This window comes from Nitrosomonadales bacterium (assembly GCA_016716325.1).
Lineage (GTDB): Bacteria > Pseudomonadota > Gammaproteobacteria > Burkholderiales > Gallionellaceae > Gallionella.
Genome location: JADJWO010000001.1, coordinates 1,734,457 through 1,760,106, shown reverse-complemented (window position 1 = coordinate 1,760,106; position 25,650 = coordinate 1,734,457). Strand labels below are relative to the sequence as shown.

General features: G+C 61.2%; 25 protein-coding genes. 16 read left to right on the top strand and 9 right to left on the bottom strand.

Features of this window, described 5'->3' with window-relative positions; genetic code table 11:
• The 4 genes from IPM27_08430 (at window position 1) to IPM27_08415 (ending at window position 5,995) form a co-directional block, all read left to right on the top strand.
• Entirely contained in the window at window positions 1-723 is a 723-nt protein-coding gene (locus tag IPM27_08430; GenBank protein ID MBK9161577.1) for a flagellar brake protein, read from the top strand.
• Window positions 724-844: 121 nt separating this feature from the next.
• Window positions 845-1,858: a sodium:calcium antiporter gene (locus IPM27_08425; protein ID MBK9161576.1), complete on the top strand. Its 1,014-nt coding sequence runs from the start codon at window positions 845-847 to the stop codon at window positions 1,856-1,858.
• Window positions 1,848-4,487 (top strand): calcium-translocating P-type ATPase, PMCA-type, encoded by a 2,640-nt coding sequence (locus tag IPM27_08420; GenBank protein ID MBK9161575.1) that lies wholly within the window; start codon window positions 1,848-1,850, stop codon window positions 4,485-4,487. Before IPM27_08425 ends, IPM27_08420 begins: the two co-directional genes overlap by 11 nt.
• Before the next feature lie 122 nt (window positions 4,488-4,609).
• Window positions 4,610-5,995 carry a lysine 2,3-aminomutase gene (locus IPM27_08415; GenBank protein MBK9161574.1) on the top strand — a complete coding sequence of 462 codons (1,386 nt, stop codon included), beginning with the start codon at window positions 4,610-4,612 and terminating at the stop codon, window positions 5,993-5,995.
• 22 nt (window positions 5,996-6,017) lie between these two features.
• Here IPM27_08415 and IPM27_08410 read toward each other — a convergent pair whose 3' ends face one another.
• The 3 genes from IPM27_08410 to IPM27_08400 all read right to left on the bottom strand — a co-directional run bounded on the left by IPM27_08410 (window position 6,018) and on the right by IPM27_08400 (window position 9,792).
• Window positions 6,018-7,229, bottom strand: coding sequence for a citrate transporter (locus IPM27_08410; GenBank protein ID MBK9161573.1), 1,212 nt, complete (start codon window positions 7,227-7,229; stop codon window positions 6,018-6,020).
• 11 nt (window positions 7,230-7,240) lie between these two features.
• Entirely contained in the window at window positions 7,241-8,701 is a 1,461-nt protein-coding gene (locus IPM27_08405) for a TrkH family potassium uptake protein (GenBank protein MBK9161572.1), read from the bottom strand.
• Between the two features lie 203 nt (window positions 8,702-8,904).
• Window positions 8,905-9,792 carry a mechanosensitive ion channel family protein gene (locus IPM27_08400; GenBank protein MBK9161571.1) on the bottom strand — a complete coding sequence of 296 codons (888 nt, stop codon included), beginning with the start codon at window positions 9,790-9,792 and terminating at the stop codon, window positions 8,905-8,907.
• Between the two features lie 484 nt (window positions 9,793-10,276).
• On the opposite strand from IPM27_08400, the gene IPM27_08395 reads away from it, so the two are divergent.
• The 6 genes from IPM27_08395 (at window position 10,277) to IPM27_08370 (ending at window position 15,496) form a co-directional block, all read left to right on the top strand.
• Window positions 10,277-11,521: a cation:proton antiporter gene (locus IPM27_08395; protein MBK9161570.1), complete on the top strand. Its 1,245-nt coding sequence runs from the start codon at window positions 10,277-10,279 to the stop codon at window positions 11,519-11,521.
• 163 nt (window positions 11,522-11,684) lie between these two features.
• Window positions 11,685-12,584, top strand: a complete 900-nt coding sequence (locus tag IPM27_08390) for a mechanosensitive ion channel (GenBank protein MBK9161569.1) — start codon at window positions 11,685-11,687, stop codon at window positions 12,582-12,584.
• Between the two features lie 82 nt (window positions 12,585-12,666).
• Window positions 12,667-13,605, top strand: coding sequence for a carbohydrate kinase family protein (locus IPM27_08385; GenBank protein ID MBK9161568.1), 939 nt, complete (start codon window positions 12,667-12,669; stop codon window positions 13,603-13,605).
• Between the two features lie 10 nt (window positions 13,606-13,615).
• Window positions 13,616-14,092, top strand: coding sequence for a hypothetical protein (locus tag IPM27_08380; protein MBK9161567.1), 477 nt, complete (start codon window positions 13,616-13,618; stop codon window positions 14,090-14,092).
• On the top strand, window positions 14,089-14,607 hold the full coding sequence (locus IPM27_08375; GenBank protein ID MBK9161566.1) for an O-acetyl-ADP-ribose deacetylase: 519 nt from the start codon (window positions 14,089-14,091) through the stop codon (window positions 14,605-14,607). The genes IPM27_08380 and IPM27_08375 overlap by 4 nt, the downstream gene beginning before the upstream one ends.
• Window positions 14,585-15,496 (top strand): fructosamine kinase family protein, encoded by a 912-nt coding sequence (locus IPM27_08370; protein MBK9161565.1) that lies wholly within the window; start codon window positions 14,585-14,587, stop codon window positions 15,494-15,496. Before IPM27_08375 ends, IPM27_08370 begins: the two co-directional genes overlap by 23 nt.
• Here the strand turns inward: IPM27_08370 and IPM27_08365 are convergent.
• Both IPM27_08365 and IPM27_08360 read right to left on the bottom strand, forming a co-directional pair.
• Window positions 15,493-15,630, bottom strand: a complete 138-nt coding sequence (locus tag IPM27_08365; GenBank protein MBK9161564.1) for a hypothetical protein — start codon at window positions 15,628-15,630, stop codon at window positions 15,493-15,495. The two genes, IPM27_08370 and IPM27_08365, sit on opposite strands and share 4 nt — an antisense overlap.
• Window positions 15,631-15,876: 246 nt before the next feature.
• On the bottom strand, window positions 15,877-16,266 hold the full coding sequence (locus tag IPM27_08360; protein ID MBK9161563.1) for a hypothetical protein: 390 nt from the start codon (window positions 16,264-16,266) through the stop codon (window positions 15,877-15,879).
• 334 nt (window positions 16,267-16,600) lie between these two features.
• Here IPM27_08360 and IPM27_08355 point away from each other — a divergent pair, with 334 nt between their 5' ends.
• Together IPM27_08355 and IPM27_08350 are read left to right on the top strand one after the other, a co-directional pair.
• The gene (locus IPM27_08355; protein MBK9161562.1) at window positions 16,601-16,969 is read left to right on the top strand and encodes a hypothetical protein; all 369 of its coding nucleotides are present in this window, start codon (window positions 16,601-16,603) and stop codon (window positions 16,967-16,969) included.
• A 10-nt stretch (window positions 16,970-16,979) separates the two neighbouring features.
• Entirely contained in the window at window positions 16,980-17,192 is a 213-nt protein-coding gene (locus IPM27_08350; GenBank protein ID MBK9161561.1) for a hypothetical protein, read from the top strand.
• Window positions 17,193-17,253: 61 nt separating this feature from the next.
• On the opposite strand, the gene IPM27_08345 is transcribed toward IPM27_08350, so the two are convergent.
• Window positions 17,254-18,075: a symmetrical bis(5'-nucleosyl)-tetraphosphatase gene (locus IPM27_08345; protein MBK9161560.1), complete on the bottom strand. Its 822-nt coding sequence runs from the start codon at window positions 18,073-18,075 to the stop codon at window positions 17,254-17,256.
• Window positions 18,076-18,193: 118 nt separating this feature from the next.
• On the opposite strand from IPM27_08345, the gene IPM27_08340 reads away from it, so the two are divergent.
• From IPM27_08340 to rffA, 4 genes are read left to right on the top strand one after another with little or no spacing between them, the layout of a single operon-like run.
• Window positions 18,194-19,753 (top strand): MBOAT family protein, encoded by a 1,560-nt coding sequence (locus tag IPM27_08340; protein ID MBK9161559.1) that lies wholly within the window; start codon window positions 18,194-18,196, stop codon window positions 19,751-19,753.
• A gap of 2 nt (window positions 19,754-19,755) precedes the next feature.
• On the top strand, window positions 19,756-20,964 hold the full coding sequence (locus IPM27_08335; protein ID MBK9161558.1) for a hypothetical protein: 1,209 nt from the start codon (window positions 19,756-19,758) through the stop codon (window positions 20,962-20,964).
• Window positions 20,961-22,370 (top strand): dolichyl-phosphate-mannose--protein mannosyltransferase, encoded by a 1,410-nt coding sequence (locus IPM27_08330; protein ID MBK9161557.1) that lies wholly within the window; start codon window positions 20,961-20,963, stop codon window positions 22,368-22,370. Before IPM27_08335 ends, IPM27_08330 begins: the two co-directional genes overlap by 4 nt.
• A 25-nt stretch (window positions 22,371-22,395) precedes the next feature.
• On the top strand, window positions 22,396-23,523 hold the full coding sequence (gene rffA / locus IPM27_08325; GenBank protein MBK9161556.1) for a dTDP-4-amino-4,6-dideoxygalactose transaminase: 1,128 nt from the start codon (window positions 22,396-22,398) through the stop codon (window positions 23,521-23,523).
• Between the two features lie 31 nt (window positions 23,524-23,554).
• On the opposite strand, the gene IPM27_08320 is transcribed toward rffA, so the two are convergent.
• The 3 genes from IPM27_08320 to IPM27_08310 form a co-directional block, all read right to left on the bottom strand.
• Window positions 23,555-23,917, bottom strand: coding sequence for an EamA family transporter (locus IPM27_08320; GenBank protein MBK9161555.1), 363 nt, complete (start codon window positions 23,915-23,917; stop codon window positions 23,555-23,557).
• An 86-nt stretch (window positions 23,918-24,003) separates the two neighbouring features.
• The gene (locus tag IPM27_08315) at window positions 24,004-24,711 is read right to left on the bottom strand and encodes a GNAT family N-acetyltransferase (GenBank protein MBK9161554.1); all 708 of its coding nucleotides are present in this window, start codon (window positions 24,709-24,711) and stop codon (window positions 24,004-24,006) included.
• Window positions 24,704-25,642, bottom strand: coding sequence for a glycosyltransferase (locus IPM27_08310; GenBank protein MBK9161553.1), 939 nt, complete (start codon window positions 25,640-25,642; stop codon window positions 24,704-24,706). Before IPM27_08310 ends, IPM27_08315 begins: the two co-directional genes overlap by 8 nt.
• Between the last annotated feature and the right edge of the window lie 8 nt (window positions 25,643-25,650).

Sequence of the window (25,650 nt, the reverse complement as noted above, 5' to 3'; positions counted from 1 at the left end):
ATGAGCGCGCCAAATGCGATGACGAAGGACGTTCCCGAAAACGCGCTCTATCGCTCGCGCATCGAGATCTGCCGCATCCTGCAGATGCTGCTGGAACAGGACATTCCGTTACATGCGGGAATGGGGCGCGGCAGGACATTCATCTCCCGCCTCGCCCATGTCGACCAGCGCGGCGGCCGCTTCTGTGCCGCCTATTGCGCGAACAAACTGCTGAACGCCATGATGCTCAGATCGGCATCCGCACAATTCACCGCCAGCTTTCAGGGCGCGCATATCGCCTTCAAGGTTTTCGGTCGCCCGGTAGAAACACAGGTCAATGGCCGTGCCGTGCTGCGCTTCATGCTGCCGAGCTCGCTCACGATCTGCCATCGCCGTGAATGTCCCAGATTCACGCTGCCGGCGAACGCTTCGCTGCGTTGCGTCGCCGATGCCGGCGGATTCCTTTCCTTCGAGTCACACATCACCGACATCAGCCACGACGGCTTCGGGAGCCTGAGTTACAGCGGCGACATCCATCTCGACACGGGCACGGTACTGAAAGGCTGCCGCGTCATCCTGCCCGATGGAAACGCAGTGGTTGCCGACCTTGAATTGCGCTATACGCTCCCGGTCACGTTGCCGGACGGAACCATCGCGCATCGCTCCGGCTTTCGTTTCATCCAGCGCCCTGACGAGGTAACCCGGCTGGTCGATTTCTTCATCCAGGACATGGACAGGGAATAGCATCCCGCATCGTTGACATACTGCGGCCGCAACGCCTCGACCTCGCAAGCCGCGCACGGTACAATCCTTCGCAGGCTCATCGCGACCTTCCCGAATCCTTCGGTTCCGGATATACGAAAGGATGCTTGACGTGCTGCTCTGGCTGGAACTGTTGTTTTGCCTCGCCGTCATCGGCTATGCGGGTTATTTCCTTTCCCGCTACGGCGACATCATTGCCGACAAATCCGGCATCTCCGCTTCGTGGATCGGCCTCATCCTGCTGTCCACGGCGACCTCGCTGCCGGAACTGGTGACCGGCATCTCCGCGGTCACGGCTGCCGATGCACCGAACATCGCGGTGGGCGATGTGCTGGGCAGCACCGTGTTCAATCTCGCCATACTGGTGATGCTGGATGCGCTCTACCGCAAAGAGACACTGTATAGCCGCGCCGCGCAGGGGCATATCCTGTCGGCCTCTCTGGGTACCTTGCTGATCGCTTTCGCCGGTTTCAGTCTGCTGCTGGATCATTCGGGAATGAGCATGGCGCTGGGACACATCGGCTTCTACTCGCCGTTCATCCTGCTGGTCTATCTGGTTGCGATGCGCGCGGTCTACAGCTACGAGCGCCGCACCCTGAGCGAATACGCCGAGGAATCCGCCGAACGTTATCCGGACATGACGCTGCGAGATGCGATCAAGGGTTATTGCTGGGCAGCGCTGGCAGTCGTTGCGGCTGGCTCCTGGCTGCCTTTTGTGGCCAGCGACATTTCGGAGATGATGGGCTGGGGACAAAGCTTCGTCGGCACGTTGCTGGTCGCAGCAGTGACCTCGGCGCCCGAAGCGGCCGTCACCATTTCGGCGCTGCGCATCGGCGCGCTGGACATGGCGATCGCCAACCTGCTGGGCAGCAACCTGTTCGACATCATCATCCTCGCGGTAGACGACCTGTTCTATACCAATGGCCCGCTGCTGGCGCATGTCGATGCCAGCCACGCGCTGACCGCCTTCACTGCCGTGATGATGAGCGCGCTGGCGACCGTGGGGCTGATCTTCCGTCCGCAAGGGCGTGCCATGCTCGGACTGACCTGGATCAGCCTGGGCATGCTCATGCTGTATGTATTGAATTCCTGGCTACTGTTTGAAAATGCAAGATAACCGGCGCCACTGGCACACCCTCAGCACCGAGTCCGCCGCACGGGCGGTGGACAGCGATCCGGCCACCGGACTCAGTGCGGCCGAGGCTGCGGCTCGCCACGCCCGCCATGGACCGAACGCCCTGCGCGAAACCAAATCGCGCCCGGTCTGGCGCATGCTGCTCGACCAGTTCACGGACTTCATGATTGTCGTACTGATCGCCGCGGCGGTCATCTCAGGCTTGGTCGGCGACGTGGGCGATACCATCGCCATCGTGGTCATCGTCATCCTCAACGCGGTGATCGGTTTCATCCAGGAATACCGCGCCGAAAAGGCGATGGCCGCACTCAAGCGCATGGCCGAAGCCAGCGCCAGCGTGGTGCGCGACGGCCAGATCGAATCCGTGAACGCCTCGGCTCTGGTACAGGGCGATGTCGTGCTGCTGGAGGCGGGCAATATCGTCCCGGCCGACATGAGGCTGACCGAGGCGGCCCGCCTCAAGATCGACGAATCCGCGCTCACCGGAGAATCGGTTGCCGTCGAGAAGCAGACCCGCGAACTCGAACAGATGGAACTGCCGCTGGGCGACAAGACCTGCCTCGCCTACAAGGGCACCATCGTCACCTATGGCCGCGCGCGCGGCCTGGTGGTTGCCACCGGCATGCACAGCGAACTGGGCAAGATCGCCGCGCTGCTTGAAGAGGGAGACGAGAGCAAGACCCCGATGCAGCGCCGCCTGGCGGAGCTCGGCAAACGGCTGGCGATCGCCGCCCTGGCGATCTGCGTGCTGGTGTTCGTCATCGGCGTATTGCGCGGCGAACCGCTGCTGCTGATGTTCATGACCGCAGTCAGTCTTGCCGTGGCCGCCATCCCGTCCGCCCTGCCCGCCGTGGTCACCATCTCGCTCGCCTTGGGGGCACACAAGATGGTGAAGCAGCATGCGCTGATCCGCCGCCTGCCTGCCGTGGAGACGCTGGGGTCGGTGACCTACATCTGTTCTGACAAGACCGGCACGCTCACCCAGAACAGGATGCACGTCACCGCGCTGTTTGCCGACGACGTGCTGCACAAGATCTGGCCGACCAGCGGCGCACCGTGGGAGGCACTGCTGCGTGCGCTGGCGCTGAACAACGACGCGCATATCGACCGCCACGGCAAGCCGCGCGGCGAACCGACCGAGGTCGCTCTGCTGCATGCCGCGCAACTGGCCGGTCTCGACAAGACCGAACTGGAGAAGGACACGCCGCGCCTGCTGGAACTGCCGTTCGATTCCGAGCGCAAGCGCATGACCACGCTGCATGGAGAGATCGACAGCGTGATCGCCTACACCAAGGGCTCACCGGAAGCGGTGGTGCCGCTGTGCGTTCGCAAGCTGGGCAGCGATGGCGAGGTCGGTATCGATACGCATGCCCTGCTGAAGCAGGCTGAAGCGATGGCAGCAGACGGACTGCGCGTGCTGGCTTTCGCCTACCGGCGCTGGCCGAAGTTGCCCGACGGGTTGCCGCACGTATCCGTCGAATCGGAACTGGTGTTCATCGGATTCGCCGGACTGATCGACCCACCGCGCAGCGAAGTGAAGGAAGCGGTGGCGCAGTGCCGCACCGCCGGGATCACGCCGGTGATGATCACCGGAGACCATCCGGCCACAGCCCGGGCGATCGCGCTCGAACTGGGCATCCTGCATGACGGGGACGGCCGCGTACTGACCGGCATGGAACTGGCGCAACTGGATCAGCATGCGTTCGAGGCCGAGGTCGAGAGTGTGCGGGTGTATGCCCGCGTCGATCCTGCCCAGAAGATCCGCATCGTGCAGGCCTTGCAACGCAGGGGAGAAGTGGTCGCGATGACCGGCGACGGCGTGAACGATGCGCCGGCATTGAAGGCGGCCGACATCGGCGTGGCCATGGGCAAGGGGGGCACCGATGTGGCGCGCGAGACCTCGCACATGGTGCTGCTGGACGACAACTTCGCCACCATCGTGCATGCAGTGCGCCACGGCCGGCGCCTGTACGACAACATCCGCAAGTTCCTGCGCTACGGCATCTCCACCAACTCGGCCGAGATCTGGACCATCTTCCTCGCACCCTTCCTCGGCCTGCCCATTCCGCTGCTGCCGATCCAGATCCTGTGGGTCAATCTGGTCACAGACGGCCTGCCCGGACTGGCGCTGGCAGCCGAACCTGCCGAGCGCGGCATCATGCGTCGCCCGCCCAGGCCGATACGGGAAAGCATGTTCGCGCACGGCATGTGGCAACACATGATCTGGGTCGGCCTGCTGATGGCCGGCCTGTGTCTGTCCGTTCAGGCCTGGGCATTGCAGAGCGGCTCCTCACACTGGCAGACCATGGTGTTCACGGTGCTCACCCTGTCGCAGTTGGCCCATGTGGTGGCGATCCGTTCCGAACGCGAATCACTCTTCACCATCGGCTTCTTCTCGAATCCCGCGATGGCCGCGACCATCTTCCTCACCTTCGCCCTGCAGATGTCCACGCTGTATCTGCCCGCTTTCAACGACATCTTCAAGACCCAGCCACTGAACATGGAAGAACTGGCTCTGTGCCTGCTGCTCTCCAGCGTGGTGTTCTTCGCGGTCGAGATCGAGAAATGGCTGATACGGCGCGGCGTGCTGTATCGCACCTCTGCGGCCTGACCCCCATCATTTCCGCTTTGGCATCACCCGTTGCTGTGTTATAAACGGGCGCACCCATCCCATTAGAGAGACACGCGGCCCGTGTAGCAGCGATGTTTCCGCCACAGAAGGAACCCTGAACAATGACAGAACCGCAACAGCCCCCCATTCCCGTTTATTCCACCAGCAATCCAAAGTTCCGGTCCTACAACCTGAACAACTTCCGCGACATCCCGCAGATCGCCAACCTCACCGAACAGCAACGCTTCGATATCGAAGTGGTCGGCCATGTACTGCCGTTCAAGGTGAACAATTATGTGATCGACCAGTTGATAATCTGGGACAGGGTGCCGGACGACCCGATCTTCGCGCTCACCTTCCCGCAGCGCGACATGCTGAATCCGGAGCATTACGAGGAGATGGCTGCCCTGCTTCGTCGTGGCGCAGACAAGGATGAGATCAGTGAGGCCGCCAACCGCATCCGCATGCAACTCAACCCGCATCCGGCCGGACAGACCGACCACAATGTGCCCGAGATGGACGGCGAACGACTGCATGGCATGCAGCACAAATACCGGCAGACCGTACTGTTCTTCCCCAGCCAGGGGCAGACCTGCCACGCCTATTGCACCTTCTGCTTCCGCTGGCCGCAGTTCATCGGCATGAACGACATCAAGTTCGCCAGCCGCGAGGTCGAGAAACTGGTGGAATACGTGAAACGCAATCCGCACGTCACCGATATCCTGTTCACCGGCGGCGACCCGATGATCATGACGGCGAAGAACCTCGCCGCCTATATCGAACCGTTGCTCTCGGCCGAGCTGCCGAATCTCGTGAATATCCGCATCGGCACCAAGGCGCTTGCCTACTGGCCGCACAAGTTCGTGGACGACGACGATGCGCAGGAGATGCTGACCCTGTTCCGCAGGGTGACCGATTCAGGCAAACAACTGGCACTGATGGCGCATTTCAACCATCCTCGCGAACTGGAGAACGCCACCGTGCGCCGAGCCATCCGCAACCTGCGCGAAGCGGATGTGACGATACGTACACAATCGCCGGTGATGCGGCACATCAACGACGACCCGGCACTGTGGGCGAAGATGTGGGAGGAACAGGTCAGGCTGGGCTGTGTGCCTTACTACATGTTCCTCGCGCGCGACACCGGCGCGCAGCACTACTTCTCGGTGCCGCTGGTCCGCGCCTGGCAGATCTTCCGCGAAGCCTACCAGCAGGTCTCGGGGCTGGCGCGCACCGTGCGCGGCCCCAGCATGTCAGCCAACCCCGGCAAGATCCAGATGCTGGGCGTGGCCAATGCGGGTAGTCAGAAAGTGCTGGTGATGCGTTTCCTGCAGGGGCGCAACCCTGACTGGGTACAGCGCCCCTTCTTCGCCGAACACAACGAGAGCGCCACCTGGATAGACGAGCTCAAGCCCGCTTTCGGCGAAGAAAAGTTTTTCTTCGAGGAAGAACTGGAGCAGTTATTCCACGAATGCAACGACAGCAGCACGGCAGACGATTTCGAGTGAAGGAACCCAGGCCGGGACATTCTCACTGTTGCAGCGGCACTGGGTGCCAACCCATCAGCGCCATCATCACCATGAAGCCAATCACATAGGCTAGCGCCACATGCCATCCGTGGCGCAGCCAGTTCGCTGCCGATTTCGCCTCCGGATACATGTTCGAAATGGCCACCCCGGCGGAAGAGCCGAACCAGAGCATGGAGCCTCCATAGCCGACTGCGAACGCAAGCACACCCCAATCGTACCCCCCCTGCCGGATGGCAAGTGCGGTGAGCGGGATGTTGTCGAACGCCGCCGAAATGAATCCCAATCCAAAGGCCGAACGCCAGGATGCCTCCGGCAGAGTATCGACCGGCATCATTGATGCTGCCGTGACCAGGAACAGCAGGAACGCAGTTCCGCTGATCGACGATTTCAGCACTTCCCAGTCGTGGCGGCATACCGGAGCCGTGGCGAGGATGGCCACCCATACCGCCAGACCGACAAAAGGCAGACTTGAACTGGCTTCGGCAAAGAACTGGTTGACGATGACATTGGTGGTGATCGCAAACAGGAGGATTATCAGCACGATGAAGATGCGTTTCCATTCGATCGTGGTATGCGCATGCACGTGATGCAGGATGGGCGAATAGGCATGTTGCTGGCGTGCGGCCACCAGCCCCGAGACCACCAGGGCGACGGCCGATGCGACGATGGCATGAAACACCTCGCCCGGGCTGACGCCGGCGATCCACATCATGGTCGTCGTGGTATCGCCAACGACAGAGAAGGCGCCGCCCGCGTTTGAGGCGGCGACGATCGCGGCCAGATAACCGATATGAACCTTCGCGCGGAACAACTGGTGTGCCATGGCGCCGCCGATGAGCGCCGCAGCGATATTGTCGAGGAAACTGGAGACGCACCAGACGATGACCAGCACTCCGAAAGCTCCCAGCCAGCCACCCGGCAAGAAGCGTGGCAGCAAGACAGGCACATGGCTCTTCTCGAAATGTCGCGCCAAAATGGCGAAGCCAAGCAACAGGCAGAACAGGTTGGCCAGCGTCACCCACTCATGCCCCAGATGACCCGCGAGCCCGGCCCATCCCGCACCGGTCTTGAATCCGGCAAAGAGCAATTTGTAGCCGGTGATGACGAGCAAACCAGTCAGGGCGACCCGAAACGTATGGTGATGGAACAGCGCGACGCCCAATAGCGTGAGCGCGAACAGGAAAAATTCGAGCGGGATGCCGACGATTTGCATGGTTACTCCGGTTATCTGCGCCAGAAGTGGGGGGAGAACAGGATCAAAACGGTGAAGATTTCCAGACGTCCGACGAGCATGGCGAAGGTGCATATCCATGTCTGAAAATCGTTAAGGCCCTGATAGTTACTGGCCGGGCCGACCTGTCCCAAGCCAGGACCACAATTGTTGATCGAAGCGAGGATGGCGGTGAACGCCGTGATGAAATCCAGCCCGCTGATCAGCTCCACGAAAGTCAGGATGGTGATGCTCATGAAATACAGGAAGATGAAGCCGAGCACCGCGAACACGATGTGGTTCTCGATGACCTGTCCGCCGATCTTCATCGGGTTGACGATGGTTGGGTGCAGCATCTTGCGGAATTCGCGCCCGCCCTGCTTGACCAGGATCATGGTGCGGATCATCTTGATGCCGCCGCCGGTCGAACCCGCGCTGGCCACCGTCGCGGTGAGCAGCATCATCCACAGCGGCGCGAACATCGGCCACTGCGCATAATCGACGCTGGCATAGCCGGAACTCGTGGCGATGGAGACCAGATTGAAACTGGCATGGCGCAACGCAGTCCAGAAGCCGGTATAGACATCGGTCCACCACAGATAGAAGGCGATGGCGACACAACTGCCGAGGATCACCCCCAGCGTGGCAAAGGCTTCCGGATCCTTGCGATAGACCTTGAGGGATTGCTCGCGATAGGCCATGAAGTGCGTGGTGAAATTCACCACGGCGATGAGCATGAATACGATCAGCGCGAACTCGATCAGCGGCGAGTTGTAATAGCCGATACTGGCATCATGGGTGGAGAACCCGCCCAACCCCATCGCGGAAAAGGAATGGCAGACGGCATCCAGCCAGTTCATCCCGGCCCATTTCAGCACCACGATACAGACCAGCGTGATCGCCACATAGGCGACCCACAGGTTGCGCGCGGTATCCGAGATGCGCGGGGTGAGCGACGAATCCTTCATCGGCCCGGGTGTCTCGGCCTTGTACAGTTGCCGGCCACCGATGCCGAGCAGGGGCAATATGGCGACCGCCAGCACGATGATGCCCAGGCCGCCCAGCCAATTCAGCTCATGGCGCCAGATATTCAATTCCGGCGGCAGATTGTCCAGACCGACCAGCACCGTTGAACCGGTGGTGGTCAGACCGGACATGGTCTCGAAATAGGCGTCGGTGAACGACAGTCCCGGCAGGATGAGCAACAGTGGGATGACCGCAAAGACAGGCATGATCACCCATGCCCCGGTCACCAGCAAATAGCCGTGGCGGATCGAGAGCTCTTGCTTGTAAGCGCGGGTCAGCATGGCGACCAGCGCACCCAGTCCGGCGGTGAGCACCATCGCCACCATGAAATCGAGCATCTCCGGGCGGTCGCCATCCAGCAAGGCCACCAGGATGGGCAGCAGGAAAGCAAGGCTGAACACGACCAGCAACAGGCCGAGCACATGCAAAACGGTAAAGACGCGTTTCATCTACCGGTGATGCAGCGATCCGTACCGTGGAAGCAATGGAAATGGCGACACCGCACTGCCTGCGCTCATGCGGCGGGACAAGAAAAAGACCTGCTCCCTTGAAACCATTCAGCCCCCCTTTCCCGGCAAGTGCGGGAAGGAACGGGGCGGCACTCTACTCCTAAGGCCGGAAAAAGCAAGTACCCCCAGGGGTCGAACAGGGATCAGGAATTCCCGTTCTGGCGGGCGATGCGCAGCGCCGGTGCGTTGCCCTGCCTGTCCTGCCCGGCATAGATCGTCAGATGCGGATAGGGGATCTCGATACCGTGCGCGTCGAAGGCCTTTTTCAACCGGCCGAGGAAAGCACGGCGCACGTTCCACTGTTCCAGCGATTCGGTCTTGAAGCGGCAGCGGATGACCACAGCAGAATCGGCCCAGTCCTGCACGCCCTGTATCTCGATGTCTTCCAGTATCATCGGCCCGATCTCCGGATCAGCGCGCAGTGTGGCAGCGGTCTCACGGGTGACGCGATAGACCTCGTCCAGGTCCTCGCGATAGGCCACACCGAAATTGATCAGGGCATAGGCGTAACCGCGGGATTTGTTGGTGACGATGGAGATCTGTCCGTTCGGGATATAGTGAACATTGCCTTCGATGTCGCGCAGGGCAACGAATCGCAAGGTGATGTCCTCGACTATGCCCTTCTTGTCGCAGAGCTCGACCGCATCCCCCTGGCGGATCTGGTTCTCCAGCAGCATGAAGAAACCGTTGAAATAGTCCTTGATCAGGCTCTGCGCCCCGAAACCGACCGCGATGCCGACCACGCCGGCGGCGCCAAGGACAGGCGCGACGGAAATGCCGAGCACGCTCAGCGCCATGATGCCGGCGATGAGCCAGATGACCACCGATGCGATATAGTGCAGCACATGCGCGATGGTATCGATACGGCGCCGGTCTTCGGCGCTATCGGCGCGTTCGTTCATGTAATCAGTGAACAGCCGGATCAACCTCCTGCTCACGCGCATCAGCAGCCATGCCAGCGCCAGAATGATGAGGACATGCACCAATTCCCTTGGGATGTGCAGGCTTTCAAGTGTCAGTTTACTTTCCATCTGGCGTTCCCCTTCGATCCGATGGGGACATTCTAGCGTAGCACGCTGCAGAAGTTGTCATGCATGTCAGGGAACCTCTGATTAAGTCCTCCATGAGCCGCGTTGCTGACAAAATCGTGATGATCGCAAGGCGCGCGACGAAGGTGGCGGCTGTGACACGTTACTGCGAAGCAGCCGATTGCGGGAACAGCCGCCGGCAGCCCATCCCGCACCGGACGGCTCCGCCGCACCGTGTCCGGGCTGCGTCCGGGACTACGATGCCGAGAAGCGCAACGTCGCGAGGGCGCGATTTTGTTGCAACCCTTATGCGCAGTCGGTTTTGCGGGCGGTCTGCGGTGTTGCGCTCGTTGCGAAGGGGATCGACCATTCGCTGCCTCGCGCGCCTTGCATCCCATCCCGCCAAACCGACTGCGCGGTCACGCGGGACTTAATCAGAGGTTCCTCGGGGTATAATCCGCGCCCCTGGCCAACTTATCCGGAAAACATGTCAACAACAATCCTCATCATCGGGCTGATGGTGTTCTTCTCGCACTTCCTGTCGCTGCAATTCAGCAGGACCAACATCCCCGACGTGCTGGTACTGATGATCGTAGGCATCGTGATCGGGCCCGCGCTGGGCATCGTATCGCCCGAGGATTTCGGCAAGGTCGGGTCGCTGCTGGCGACCATCGCGCTGGTCATCATCCTGTTCGAAAGCGGCACCTCGCTAGACCTGAATGTGCTGGGCAAGTCACTGGGCACCACCGGCCTGCTCGCGATCGCCGGCTTCCTGCTGACCACTGCCGTGGTGACCGGCGTCGGTCTGGCCGTGCTCGGCCTGGGGATCATGCCCGCCCTCCTGCTCGGATTGACGCTAGGCGGCACTTCTTCCGCGGTGGTGATCCCGATGGTGAACGCGCTCAAACTGTCGGAGAAACCGGCCACCGTGCTGGTGCTGGAATCAGCGTTGACCGACGTGCTGTGCATCGTCGGCGTGTTCGCCCTGCTACAGGTGCAGATACAGGGCGGGGTCGACGCGGGCAAGCTGGTCGGCAGCGTGCTCGCCGCGCTGATATTCGCCGCGGTGATCGGCGTACTGGGCGGCATCGGCTGGCTGCTGGTGCTGGGCAAGGTGCGCGATTTCCCCAACACTATCTCGTCCACGCTCGCCTATGTGTTCATCGTCTACGGCGCCACCGAGGCGCTGGGATATTCCGGCGCGATCGCCGCACTGGCACTGGGCATCACGCTGACCAACTTCGAGAAGTTCGGCCTGAGCCGCATCCCCAGCATCGACAACAACCTCGTTCCCCTGAACGAGGTCGACCTGATCTTCTATCAGGAAGCCGTGTTCCTGCTCAAGACCTACTTCTTCGTCTACCTGGGCATCTCGATCCATTTCGGCGCGGCCAACATCACGCTGACCGCCGTTTCCATGGTGCTGCTGGTCTATGCCGTTCGCATCATCCTGACCCGCTTCATCTTCCGCGATCCCGGCTATAGCCTGCGCGACACCGCCATCACCTCGATGATGGCGCCCAAGGGGCTGGCGGCAGCCGTACTGGCCACATTGCCGCTCAAGTACGGCATCGAGGGCGGCGAGATCATCCGCGACGTGACGTACATGGTGGTGCTGGTCAGCATCTCGCTCACCGCCATGCTGGTGATGGCCTATCCGGCAAAACCCGTCCAGAGCATCTATGCGCGGACGCTGAAAAAACCGCTTGCCGCAGAAGCCGGGGATTCATAGGAAAAGTCGCGCCCGCCTTTCACGCTCCCTGTCGTTCCCGCCCGAATGGTTCTTCGAACCGCGCCTCCGGGGCGCGGTTATAATTCAGCCTCCCATTCGCTCATCATTCCGGCAACGAAAGGCGAACACCATTGATTGATGCAGAATCCCACGGAGTCATGGCATGAACCATATCCTGAATGAACTGACCGCCCATCCGCTGTTCGCACAGATGCTGGTGCTCGCGTTGAGTCTGGTGTTCATCCTGCTGCTGGTGCGTTTCGCGCAGATGGTCGCGACCAACAAGATCGCCGACAAGGACCTGCGCTACAAGACGCGCAAGACGTTCAGCATGGTCGGCTATACGCTGTCGCTGCTGGTCGCCATCGCCGTGTTCAGCAACCAGTTGTCCAACATCCCGGTGCTGATCGGCCTGCTCGGCGTCGGCATCGGCTTCGCCCTGCGCGAGCTGATCCAGAGCCTGTTCGGCTGGCTGGTCATCACCTTCGGCAACCTGTACAAACCGGGCGACCGCATCCGGCTCGGCGGCGTGATGGGGGATGTGATGGATGTCAGCCCGCTCTCCACCACCCTCATGGAGTGCGGCGACTGGGTGAAATCCGACCTGTACAACGGCCGCGTGATCCACATGCCGAACAATGTCGTGCTGCGCGAGCAGGCCTACAACTACACCTCGGGCGACTTCCCCTACCTGTGGGACGAGATCGTGATCCCCATCCGCAGCGACTCCGACCACCGGCTGGCGCGCACGATCATCCAGCAGACCGGAGACCGCCTGCAGGCCGACACCATGGCCGCCGCGCAGGCTTCGTGGTCCACCTTCATGCTGCACCACCGGCCCGAGGATGCGCGCATGGACGTGGTCGTCACCATGAGTTTCGACGCTAACTGGATCGAGTTCACCATGCGCTATCTGGTGGACTACTCGCGCCGACGTACCGCCAAGGACAGGCTGTACACCGCCATCCTCGAGGCGTTCGAACAGACCGGCGGCAAGGTCAGGGTCGCAACGCCGGTGATGCAACTGTCCGAGGTCACTTTCAGCAAGGAAGCCTCTGCTTGAATCGCGTCCTGATCCTGCCGCCTACCGCCCGCGCTGAGGCGTTTATAATCTTCTTATTCCAACACGACGCACCGATACCATCATGAAGACTCTCATCTGCGGTTCCATGGCCTACGACACCATCATGGTGTTCCACGACCACTTCAAGAAACACATCCTGCCCGAACAGCTGCACATCCTGAACGTGGCGTTCCTGGTGCCGGAGATGCGCCGCGAATACGGAGGCTGTGCCGGCAACATCGCGTACAACCTGAAGCTGCTCGGCGGCGATCCGCTGATCATGGCGACCGTTGGCGACGATTTCACCCCGTATGCCAAACGGCTGGAAAAACTGGGCATCGCGCAGACGCACATCCGCCACGTGCCGGACAGTTTCACCGGACAGGCCTTCATCACCACCGATCTGGACGATAACCAGATCACCGCCTTCCACCCTGGCGCGATGGGCTTCTCCGAGCAGAACAAGGTGAGTCACGCCAGCGATGTCAGTCTGGGCATCGTGTCTCCGGATGGTCGCACCGGCATGATGGAACACGCCGAACAATTCGCCGAGGCGGGCATTCCGTTCGTGTTCGATCCCGGTCAGGGCATGCCGATGTTCTCCGGCGAGGACCTGTTGCGCTTCATCGACCAGGCGACCTATGTCACTGTCAACGATTACGAAGCCAAGCTGCTGCAGGACAAGACCGGCAGGACGCTCAAGCAGATCGCCGAAAGCGTTGACGCACTGATCGTCACGCTGGGCGGCGACGGGTCGATGATCTACGCGGACGGCAAGGAGATCGCCATCCCCACGCCAAAACCGGTCGCAGTGGTCGATCCAACCGGCTGCGGCGACGCCTACCGGTCCGGGCTGCTGTACGGCATCCGGAGCGGCTGGGATTGGGAGACCACCGGGAGGCTGGCTTCGCTGATGGGCTCGGTCAAGATCGCGCATCGTGGCGGCCAGAGCCATGTGCCACTGCGCGACGAGTTGATGTCCCAGTTCAAGCATCACTTCGGCTTCGACGTGCAATTGTAAGAAGACCGTCATGCGCGTCCCGTTATTGCTCGCCACTTTATTGCTCGCCGCCTGCGCGAACACCCCGCACGGTATCGCCGATCGCCCTGCTGATGCGCCCAAGGAAATCGTCAAGGCCGGCGTGATCGAAAGCGTCACGCCGATCGAACTGGATGCCAGTTCGGATTCCGGCTCGGCAGCAGGGAGCATCTTCGGCCAGGTCGGCGGCGCAAGTACCGGCGGCGGGCGCGGCGCGGTCGTCGGATCGGTGCTGGGCACCGTGCTCGGTGGCACGCTCGGACACCAGGCCGGCATCGCCACCCGTCCCGGGCTGGAGATATGGGTCAGACTGGACGGCGAAACGCAAAGCACTTATGTGATGCAGCCAGGCAAACCGGATGCCTTCAAGATCGGCGACCGCGTACGGATAGTGAACAAACGGGGCGAAGAACGCGTGGAACACGAAGTGCCCGCCGTACCGGGAAACGACAAACCCGCGAAGGAATGAGTCCGGACGCCATCACCCTGCGCGCCATTCGCGATGACATCACCATGTTGAAGGTGGATGCCATCGTCAATGCGGCGAATTCATCGCTGCTCGGCGGAGGCGGCGTGGACGGCGCGATCCATCTCGCCGCCGGTTCGGAACTGCTGGCCGAATGCCGCATGCTAGGCGACTGTCCCACCGGGCAGGCACGCATCACACATGGATACCGGCTGCCCGCACGCTTCATCATCCACACCGTCGGCCCGGTCTGGCATGGTGGCGACCGCGGCGAGTCAGACCTGCTGGCTTCCTGCTACCGCGAATCGCTGTCGCTGGCACAGTCGCGCGGCCTGCGCTCCGTCGCCTTTCCCTGCATCAGTACCGGCGTCTACGGCTACCCTGCACAACAGGCCGCCGAAATCGCCGTCGCCACGGTTCGCGATGCTTTGCTCGCGCGCGGGTCGCTGCGCGAAATCGTCTTCTGCTGTTTTTCAAACAGTGATCTGGCTATCTATGAACGACTTCTCGGGCATTGACTGGCAGGCCATCGCCGAACGCATCGCGCCACCCGGAGCGGCTCCGTTGCGCCTGAGCGCGACACCCGTCAGCGGCGGTTGCATCAACCGGACATACCGGCTGGAAGGCGCGGACGGTTCGCGATATTTCGCCAAGTTCAATGACGCGGTATATCACCCGATGTTCGCCGCCGAAGCGGAAGGGCTGGCCGCCATCGCCGCGACGAACACGTTGCGCGTGCCGCGCGCCATCGCGCACGGCATCACCGGCGAGCAGAGCTATCTGGTGCTGGAATATCTGGAACTGGGTTCGCGCGGCAATGCAAGGCTGCTGGGCGAGCAATTGGCCGCGCTGCACCGCTGCACTTCGCCCTGCTTTGGTTTCGCGCATGACAACTTCATCGGCACCACTGCGCAGCCCAACGGATGGAAAAGCGACTGGGTGGATTTCTGGCGCGAGCAGCGCCTGGGATATCAGTTGCGACTTGCGGCAGACAACGGGTACGGCGACCCGTTACAGAAACTGGGCGACAGCTTGCTGGACGCACTGCCCGCTTTTTTCGGCGGTTACACGCCGCGCCCCTCGCTGCTGCACGGCGACCTGTGGGGCGGTAACCATGCCTTCCTCGCGGACGGCACGCCGGCGGTCTTCGATCCCGCAACCTGTTACGGCGACCGCGAATGCGACCTGGCGATGACGGAACTGTTCGGCGGCTATCCGGCGGACTTCTATGCCGCCTATCGCGCGGCCTGGCCGCCGGATGAAGGCTATGCTGCGCGCCGCGACCTGTACAACCTGTATCACATCCTCAACCACGCCAACCTGTTCGGTGGAGGATACGCCAGGCAGGCCGAAGGCATGATGCAACGACTGCTGGCCGGACGCGACCGGGAATATCGCCGCTCCTAGAACACAAGCGAAAGAATGACCGTCAACACCCCGCCCAGCGCGATCAGCGGAAAGCCCTTGTACTGGTATCGCGTCATCTGATCCACCTTGATGGCGACGGCGGCGACGATGACACCGACAATCGTAATGATCATTTCATGTCCTCCAATGCCTCCGGCAGGACAATCTGCCGTTCACACGGACCGGCAATGCCGTTATCCATGCCGACGCGCGGATTTGCGCTTACGGGGACCCATATTGGGATCCGTCCACCTCCGCGTCAAAGCATGTACGACGAATGGGCAGGGTGATCGATGACCGGAAGGTTGATGGAAATGAACGGTCGATATTGCGGATGACCGGAAAAGCATGACAGCCTTTCCGGCTTCGATACAGACGGTTTACTTGGCTTTTCTGACAGGCGTGGCTTTTCTGGCAGGCTTGGCTTTTGTTGCCGTCTCGCTCTTCAACGGTGTGGCAGCCTTTTTTGTCGCCTTCTCCTTCGAGGATGCGGCAACCTTTTCAGCCGGTTTGGATTTGGCCTTCTTCCTGGCCTCTTCCTTCTTCTTGGTTTCCTCTTTCTTCTTCAGGCTGCGCATCATCTTGCGCCACTCTTCAAGCTGCTCGTCTTCAAGCTCCATCTGCATGGCCAGCGCTTCCTCGCGGCTGATCTTCTCCTTCTGCAGCCGCCGCGGCAACTTGCCGCCCATTCTGGACAACAGGCGTTCGGATTCTTCCTTGGTCAGGCCTTTTACTTTTTCCAGATACTCGGGTTTGCAAAGTTCAGTCATTTCTTGTTTCTCCCTTGCTGTAATGACACTCATCTATCTGATTTTCTATGGTGTTGCGACACTAGCTGCTCTGAAATAAACATGCAAGCGTAATATTAGCTTTAGCGCATATCGTCTAGCTTGGATCAGCTTCGATCCGTCAAGATTACCAGCCTTGTTCAACCACCCCGTTCCGGCCTGTCAAATCGCCCCTTCTCTACACATTCATTCTTGCATCATGAGATTGTAACGTGGGCGCATTAGGATGACCGCCCCGATATGCCGGTCTACAACGCACGGCGACCAGCCTGGCTGACGGGATTTCCGCATATGGTCAACGCTATGAGGGAACGAAATGTTGAATCGAGATGAAAAATCCGACAGTGCGCCATTCATCAGAAATATCCTGCTGGACATGTGCAGGATGAAATCCGAACTGAACGAACATCGTTACTACCTCGAACGGAAAGTCTCAAAAAGAACCGAACAGCTGTTGAAGCGTATCGCATTGCTCGAATCCTGCAATGCGGCATTGGGCGACAGGCTTGCCGCAGCCCAGAAAAAGCTCCTCATGTTCATGCAACAACCGGAATCCCCCTTGCCGCAAAAAGATTCCGTTCCGGACGGCACTGACTTGAAACTATGTGTCGCGCCCCTCCATGAGAAACAACCCGGCGAAGCAGGCGCGCCGAACCATCCGGATAGACACACCCATACCAACTGAAGGAAACATCATGAACCGTCTTCTCACCCAACCTGAAGAGATCGACCATATTCTGGAAGTCATGGCCTCCCACGATGCTGAAGCCGATATCCCGGCAATGCCGTCCTGCGGCGGCATGCCCATCGATAAACACGATAAACCGATTGGTGCGACCGGATCTTCGTGCGACGAAGAATCATCTCGCGGCTCGCCGAAACCATTACCGTACGCCTGGAGTTTGTGACGATCTGCCGATATTGCAGGCAGTCGTCCGATTGCGTGTTGACAGCTTGCCGACCAGTCCGTTACCAGTGCTTCGTCACCGGATTGTTGCAGGCCACCTGGAACAACCGGCGGTCGTCCAGACGGATCGCCGTCATCGGGCCGCCCCACAGGCATCCGCTATCCAGCGCGATGACATTGTGCGTCATCTTCAATCCCAGAGCCGACCAGTGGCCGAAGATCACGGCGGCCTTGCGGCTGGCCCGGTCGGGCACGTCGAACCACGGCAGATACCCTTCCGGAATGTTCTCCACTTCGCCCTTGAACTTGAATTCCATTTCGCCCTGCGGCGTGCAGATACGCATGCGCGTGAAGGCGTTGACGATGACGCGCAGCCGCTTGTATCCGCCCAGATCATCGCTCCAGCCATGCGGACTGTTGCCGTACATGCGCGCCAGAAAGGTGGCGTAATCGTCGCCGCGCAATGTCTTTTCCACCTCGCGGGCCAGCTTGCCGGCCTGCTTGACGCTCCATTGCGGCAGCAGACCGGCATGCACCAGCACATAACCGTCCTGCGCATGGAACAGGCGCTGGCTGCGCAGCCAGTGCAGCAACTCGCCGCGATCCGGGGCACCCAGCACCTCGTCCAGCGTGTCGCTGCGATGCAGCTCGGCCGCGCCTTCGGCGACTGCCAGCAGGTGCAGGTCGTGGTTGCCGAGCACGGTGACGGCGCTGTCGCCGAACGACTTGACCAACCGCAGCACCTCCAACGAGCCCGGCCCGCGATTCACCAGGTCGCCGACCAGCCACAGCGTATCCTGCGCTGAATCGAAACGCATCTGCTCCAGCAATTGCCGGAATTCCTCGTAACACCCCTGAATGTCGCCTACCGCATAAATCGCCATCGCATCGTAACCGCCGTGTTTATCTGTAAAATAGCCTACCAGATTTTTATGTCGTTCCGATGAAATACGCCATCCCCACGCATATCGACGTTGTGCCGGCCAAGGATCGCACCGCCTGATGCTGTTCAACTCCTACGCCTTCATCTTCGTGTTCCTGCCGGTGGTGCTGCTGGGTTTCTTCCGGCTGGCGCGGGTCGGCCACGGCTATGCCGCCGCCTGGCTGGCGCTGGCCTCGCTGTTCTTCTACGGCTATTGGAACCCGGCCTACGTCGGATTGCTGCTCGGCTCCATCGTTGGCAACTACGCGTTCGGCACCTGGATCGCCCGGGCCGGCGCAAAACAGGACGAACGGCGCAAGAAATCCCTGCTGGCCATCGCCGTCGCCGCCGACCTCGCACTGCTGGGCTACTACAAATACGCCAACTTCTTCGTCGACAACCTGAACCCGCTGCTGGGCACCGACTGGAACCTGTCCCACATCATCCTGCCGCTGGGCATCTCGTTCTTCACCTTCACCCAGATCGCCTTCCTGGTGGACACCTGGCAGGGCAAGGTCAGGGAATACAACTTCGTGCACTACCTGCTGTTCGTCACCTACTTCCCGCACCTGATCGCCGGACCGGTGCTGCACCACCGGGAGATGATGCCGCAGTTCGCCCATGCCGCCACCTACCGGTTCAACTACGAGAACATGGCGGTGGGCGCGACCATCTTCTTCATCGGGCTGTTCAAGAAGGTCGTGCTGGCCGACGGCCTGTCGGTCTACGTCGGGCCGGTGTTCGACGCCCCCGCCGCCGGCGTCACCCTGACCTTCGTCGAGGCCTGGGGCGGGGCGCTGTGCTACACCCTGCAGCTGTACTTCGACTTCTCCGGCTACTCGGACATGGCCATCGGCCTGTCGCGCATGTTCGGGGTGGTGCTGCCGCTGAACTTCCATTCGCCGTACAAGGCGGTGAACATCATCGAGTTCTGGCGGCGCTGGCACATGACGCTGTCGCGTTTCCTGCGCGACTACCTGTACATCCCGCTGGGCGGCAACCGCAAGGGCGCGCCGCGCCGCTACCTGAACCTGATGGCCACCATGCTGCTGGGCGGGTTGTGGCACGGGGCGGGCTGGACGTTCGTGATCTGGGGCGGCCTGCACGGCCTGTATCTGGTCGTCAACCACGCATGGCATGCGCTGCGCCGCAGCCTCGGGCAGGACCCCGACCGGCCGCTGTCCCGTCCGGCCCACCTGCTGTCGGTGCTGCTGACCTTTCTGGCGGTGGTGGCTGCATGGGTCGTTTTTCGCGCGGACAACATGGATGCCGCCATGGCAATGCTCCATGCGATGGCCGGCATGAACGGTTTCGTGCTGCCGGACGCCTGGCTGCCGAAGTGGGGAGCATCCGGCCAGTGGCTGGCGGCACAGGGCGTCGACTTCGGCGCCACCAACGACCTGATCATGGGCGGCGCGATCAACTGGATCTGGATCTCCCTGCTGATCGTCTGGCTGGCGCCGAACACCCAGCAGATCATGGCCGGATTCCGGCCCGCGCTGGATGTGCCTTCCGGCGGGCGGGCCAGATGGCTGTTGTGGCGCCCCTCCCTGCCTTCCGCCCTTGCCGTGTGGTTGATCGGCTTCATCGCCGTCATCAACCTGAACCGGCAATCCGCGTTCCTGTACTTCCAGTTCTGAACATGAACGCGCCGCATAAACGCTTCGTCTGGACACTGACCGCCTGCTTCGGCGCGACGCTGCTGCCGATCATCATCCTCAACCTGGTCCTGCTCAACGACACACTGGGCAACCACCGGAAAACATTGCTCGCCAGCCAGTGGCAACAACGCACGAACGGAATCACCTATGCCCCGACATTGAGCGATACCGGCCTGTTCAAGACATTGCGCCTGAACGATCGCCTGCCGGAAATCGATACGGTGGTATTCGGCTCATCCACAGCGCTGGGCATCGGCCGACAGGCGTTCCCGGACACGCGGCATCCCTACAACTATGCGCAGACCGGACATGCGCTCAGCGCGGTGATCGGCGAAGCGGAGTACCTCCAGCGGCATCATGCCAACGTGAAATGGCTGGTCATTCCGCTGGACTGGTCGCTGGGGTTCATCTACCAGAACGGCATACCGCCCGATGCCGACCTTTCCGCGGCCGCCACCCTGCGTGCAGTGCAAGCACCGGACAAATCGATCCCGCTGGCGGACAGGATGCGCGACGCTTTGTCCTACCCGCGCATCAAAAGCCTGATGGGAATACTGGACGGCATCCGCCGTGCAGACGACAGAACGGCCGCTTTTCGCGGCTACTTCCTGCAGGACGGAAGCGATGACTACCGGTGCGCGGACGGTACGCCCGGAAAGGATTTCGACACCATCCATCGCGGCACCTGCACGGGTTTCCGCCATGATGGCAGCGCCACTTTCGCCAATTCCTCCCGGGTCGGGAATGCGCGCGCGCTGATACTCGCCTCGATCGCGTCCAATTCCCAATATCGCAGGAGCCTGTTATCCGCCGATGGCGTACCCGCCCCGCAGTTGTTGCAACGCCTCGCCGGAATGGGCCGGCACGCCCGGCAGAATGGCGGGGGCTTGATCCTGTTCATGCCGCCGCTCCTGCCGGGAATGGAAACCGAGTTCCTCCGCCACCCGCAATTGCGGAATACACTGAACCGCACCAAGCAAACGCTGGACGGTTGGGCAAGGGAAAACGGCCTGTTCATCCTGGATGCGGGACAATCCGAACATTTCGGTTGTCGTGCCGATGAATTCCTCGACCCGCACCACGCCGTATCGACGTGTTACGACAAGATATTCCAGACTTTCTGGCGCCATGTGTCGCGCCCGGATGGCACAATCGAGTTACCTGCCGCAGGCCTGAGACAAGAACCATGAACATGAATACGACCGCTCCTTATTCCTTCCGCGTTCTGCTGATCGCCGCAGCCTTGAGCCTGCTCACCGCATTCAATCATTATTACGTCGGCGAGGAAGCCATCTTCCCGATCACCTCCATGGAGATGTGGCAGCACGGCACCTGGCTCAAGCAATACCTCTATGGCGCCGATGTGCGGCACAACCCGCTGTTCAACTGGCTGATCATCGTGGGCGCCAACCTGTTCGGCTGGACGCATGTGCTCGAAGTGGCGCGTGGATTGACGATCGGCGCCACCCTCGCAACGGCCGCGGTGTTGTACTGGCTGGTCTGGCGCCTGTTTGCCGAACGCAACTTTGCGCTTTTCGCCGCACTGGTCTACCTGACGTTCGACGACGTACTGATGTACCACGGCTGGCTGGCCTATGTCGACCCGTTGTTCGCGCTGTTCATCTTCGCCGCCATCGCCGCGCTGTGGATCGCCTGTGCGGAGCAGCGCCGCAACCTGTTCTGGGTAGCCGCCCTTTCCCTGACCTGCGCCTTCCTGAGCAAGGCGTTCACCGCCTATGTGTTTTACGGCATCGCCCTGCTGGTCCTCGCCCGCATACGCGACTACCGGAAACTGCTGCTCGGCCCCGTGTCGCTGGCGGCGCATGCCACCATACCGCTGGCAGCACTGGCTTGGTTCGCGCTGATCCCTGCCGGCCACAGCCAGAGCGGGCGCATGTTTGCCGAGATCCTCGCAAAGCTCGCTTTCCCCGACCTCGGAGAATATGCAGCCAAACTGTTGCAATACCCGTTGGAGATCTGGTCCGGCCTGCTGCCCGCCGGCGCGTTGGTCATCTATTTCGCCCTGCGCGGTCGCATCACGCAGAAAGAGACCCGACCGGAACACTTCCGCGATGCATTGCTGATTGCAGCGTTGAACTTCCTGCCCTACTGGCTCGCACCGCACAGCGGCGTGCGCTACCTGATGCCGGTCTATCCGCTGTTCGCGCTGATTGCCGCGCGGCTGATCTGGCGTGCGGGCGCCGCCTCGATCGATGTCACGCGCCGCTGGCTGGTTGCCGCGATCGCATTCAACCTGATGCTGGGCCTGGTTGCCTTTCCCTACTACCAGCATCGCTATCGCGGCGAGAATTACGCGCTGGCCGCCAGCGACATCCTGGCGCGCACCCACGGGCAACCCTTGTATATAACGGACTCGACGACCAACGGCCTGAACGTTACCGCCTATATCAACCAGCAGCGTTACCCGCAGCGCACGTTGCAATACCCGCCGCAGGATCTGGAATCCGGTTTCATCATCTCGATGACTCCCGCGATACAACAGGGGGAAACCGTCAAGGCATACCAGCTCGGCGGCGACAAGCTGTATCTGCTATGCCGTGGCACTGCCTGCGCAAGGGGATTACCGATAGAATGACGGCTCCGTTTTTAAGATTGCCGCAATGAAACGCATCCCGTTCAACAAACCGTTCATCATCGGTCGCGAGCTTTCCCTGATCGCGGATGCGGTGGCCCAGGGCCACCTCTCGGGGGATGGCACATATACAAAATCATGCCATCGCTGGTTCGAGGAGAAGCTCGGCTGCCGCAAGGCGTTGCTTACCCACTCCTGCACCGGCGCGCTGGAAATGGCCGCGATCCTGTGCGACATCCAGCCCGGCGACGAGGTCATCCTGCCCTCCTACACGTTCGTGTCCACCGCCAATGCCTTCGTGCTGCGCGGTGCCGTGCCGGTGTTCGTGGACATCCGTCCGGACACGCTGAACATCGACGAGAATCTGATCGAGGCCGCCATCACGCGCAGAACCAGGGTGATCGTCCCGGTGCATTACGCGGGTGTGCCGTGCGAGATGGATGCCATCATGGACATCGCTCAGCGCCACAAACTGCTGGTGGTGGAAGACGCCGCGCAGGCTCTGCTCTCGACATACCGGGGCCGGGCATTGGGCAGCATCGGGCATCTCGGCTGCCTGAGTTTCCACGAGACCAAGAACATCATCAGCGGCGAGGGCGGGGCGTTACTGGTGAACGATGCGCGCTTCACCGAACGTGCCGAGATCATCCGCGAGAAGGGCACCAACCGTAGCCAGTTCTTCCGCGGCGAAGTGGACAAATACACCTGGGTGGACATCGGCTCATCCTATCTGCCCAGCGAACTGGTCAGCGCCTTCCTCTACGCGCAACTGGAACACGCCGACGAGATCATCGCCAAACGGCGCAGCATCTGCGCCGCGTACGCCGCGCAACTGGCTCCGTTGCAGCAGGCGGGTCATCTGCGCATCGCGGAATTCGATGATGACAGCAACGGCCACCTGTTCTATGTGCTGCTCGAGAATCTGGCCGTGCGCAGCAGACTGATCGCGCACCTCAAGGCGCGGGACATCCATCCGGTGTTCCATTACGTGCCGCTGCATTCCTCGCCGGCCGGTCGGCGATACGGACGCGAAGGCAGCAGCATGAAGGTGACCGACGACCTGAGCGAGCGCCTGCTGCGCCTGCCGCTGTTTTATGAAATGAGGTCGGAAGAGATCTCGCGCACCTGCGACGCGATCCGCGAATTCTTCGCCTGACCCGGCGGCGTTACAGCGTTACAGACAGCGGCTATCCCTGACTGGCAACCACGATCCCCAGGAAGATCAATGCGGTGCCGGCCATCTTGAGCGGCGTGACCGGCTCCTGGAAGAAGAACCCGCTGGCCAGCAACACGATGATGAACGTCATCCCCATGAAGGGATAGGCATGGCTGATCTGCAGCTTGGTCATCGCCGCCATCCAGAACACCGACGCCAGGAAAGCCGCGGCAAGCGCGCTGATGACCCACGGGTTCAGCAACAGATGCAACAGGAAGGCGATCTTGTCCGGCAACGCTTCCGGCAGCGCTCCGGCTTTCAAGGCTTGCCATTTGATCGCGATCTGGCCGTACACGGTCAGCGCGATGGTCATGAAGATGTAGAAGTAGCTCATGTCGTTATTCCAGATTTCGTGTAGCGAATCCCTGCGGCACCCCTCGCCCGCTTGCGGGAGAAGGGGAACGGGGGAGAGGGAAACGGTCACGGTGCAGACGATTCATTATCTTGAGCGGCCTGTGCCGTGACCGTCAGCCGATGATAGACATCCTGCGGATGCTTGAACGAGAACCCCAACGAGGCATACAAATTGAGCGCACCGAGGTTGGAAGCGGAGATCGAACTCCTGATCTCTTCATGGCCGGCGGCCAGTAGTTCGCTGCATGCCGCGCTCCACCAGAATTTCGCACGGCCTTTGCCGCGTTGCTGTTCCGCCAGCGCATGCAGCACCAGACTGTTGCCGCTGTGGCCGATGAATCCCGACAGGGCGCCCTGCCAATACAGCCCGTAAACCTGTTCTTCATCGAGTAATTGCCGCAGCCAGTTGTCATAGCGCAGGTCGGCGACATTCCTGCCCAGGTTGAAATCGCGATGGAAGCGACCGTGCACGAACGCGCCATGGCCTATCGCCAACACCTGTTGCGCATCGACCTCCTTCGAGATGGTCGCATCGGGATGCCGGACGGGACGCAACCGTGCGGCATTGCAATGCGGTTCGATCAGGGTGTCGCAGTAATAGAAACCGTGTTCGTGCAACAGCCGTTTGTCCGCCAGCGGGTCGACCTTGATCGTGTGGTGACCGGCGGTCATGACCGCCTGCTGCAGCGCTACTGCGGAATGTTCGAGCAACTCCCACGCCGGCATGCCGAGCGCAACCGTATCCCATGCGACCTGCCTGATCAGCTTATTCATCGAAGGTCGCGCGCCGGACGATATACAGCGGCCGCTTTTTGCTCTCGTCAAAGGTCTTGCCGAGGTAGATGCCGATGATGCCGAGCGTGGCAATGATGATGCCGCCGATGAAATACAGCGAAACGATCAGGCTGTTCCAGCCCGGAACCGGCGAACCGTAATACAGCGCGTGCCCGATGATGTAGATGCCGTAGCAGAACGCAAGGAACGCCATCGCGAACCCGAAACGTACCGACAGGCGCAACGGCTTGTCCGAATAGGCGATGATGGTCTCGGCGGCCAGCTTCCACAGCTTGGCGAAGGTATAGGTGGATTCCCCTTCGTGGCGTCCGGCGTGCGCCACCTCGATGCTGGCGGTGGGAAAGCCCATCCATTGCACCAGGCCGCCGAAGAAACGCAGCTGTTCGCGCATGCCGAGAAAATTCACCACGACCTTGCGCGACATGATGCGGAAGTTTCCGGTCTGCGCGTCATAGTCTATGTCGGCGAGATAACTGAACAGCTTGTAGAACAGCCATGAAGTGGCGCGCTTGAATGGCGGATCCTGCCGCTTGCCGCGCCGCGCCAGCACGATGTCGTAACCTTCCAGTGCCTTGGCATACAGGCGGGGGATCTCCTCCGGCCTGTCCTGAAGATCGCAATCCATCACCACCGCCCAGTCGCCGTGACAATGGTCCAGACCGGCGGTGATGCCGTAGTGCTGGCCGAAGTTGCGGCTGAACTGGATGCCCTTCACGCGCGGATCGGCAGCCGCCAGCCGCTCGATCACCTGCCAGGAATTGTCGCCGCCGCAATCCTCGACCAGCACGATCTCGAAATCGGGCGAGATGCTTTGAAGGGCGTCCCTGAGGCGCCGGTACAGCTCGTCGAGACACTGCTCGGCCTTGTATACCGGGATGACGACAGAGATATGCGGGGCAGGACGGTTCATTCGTTCAG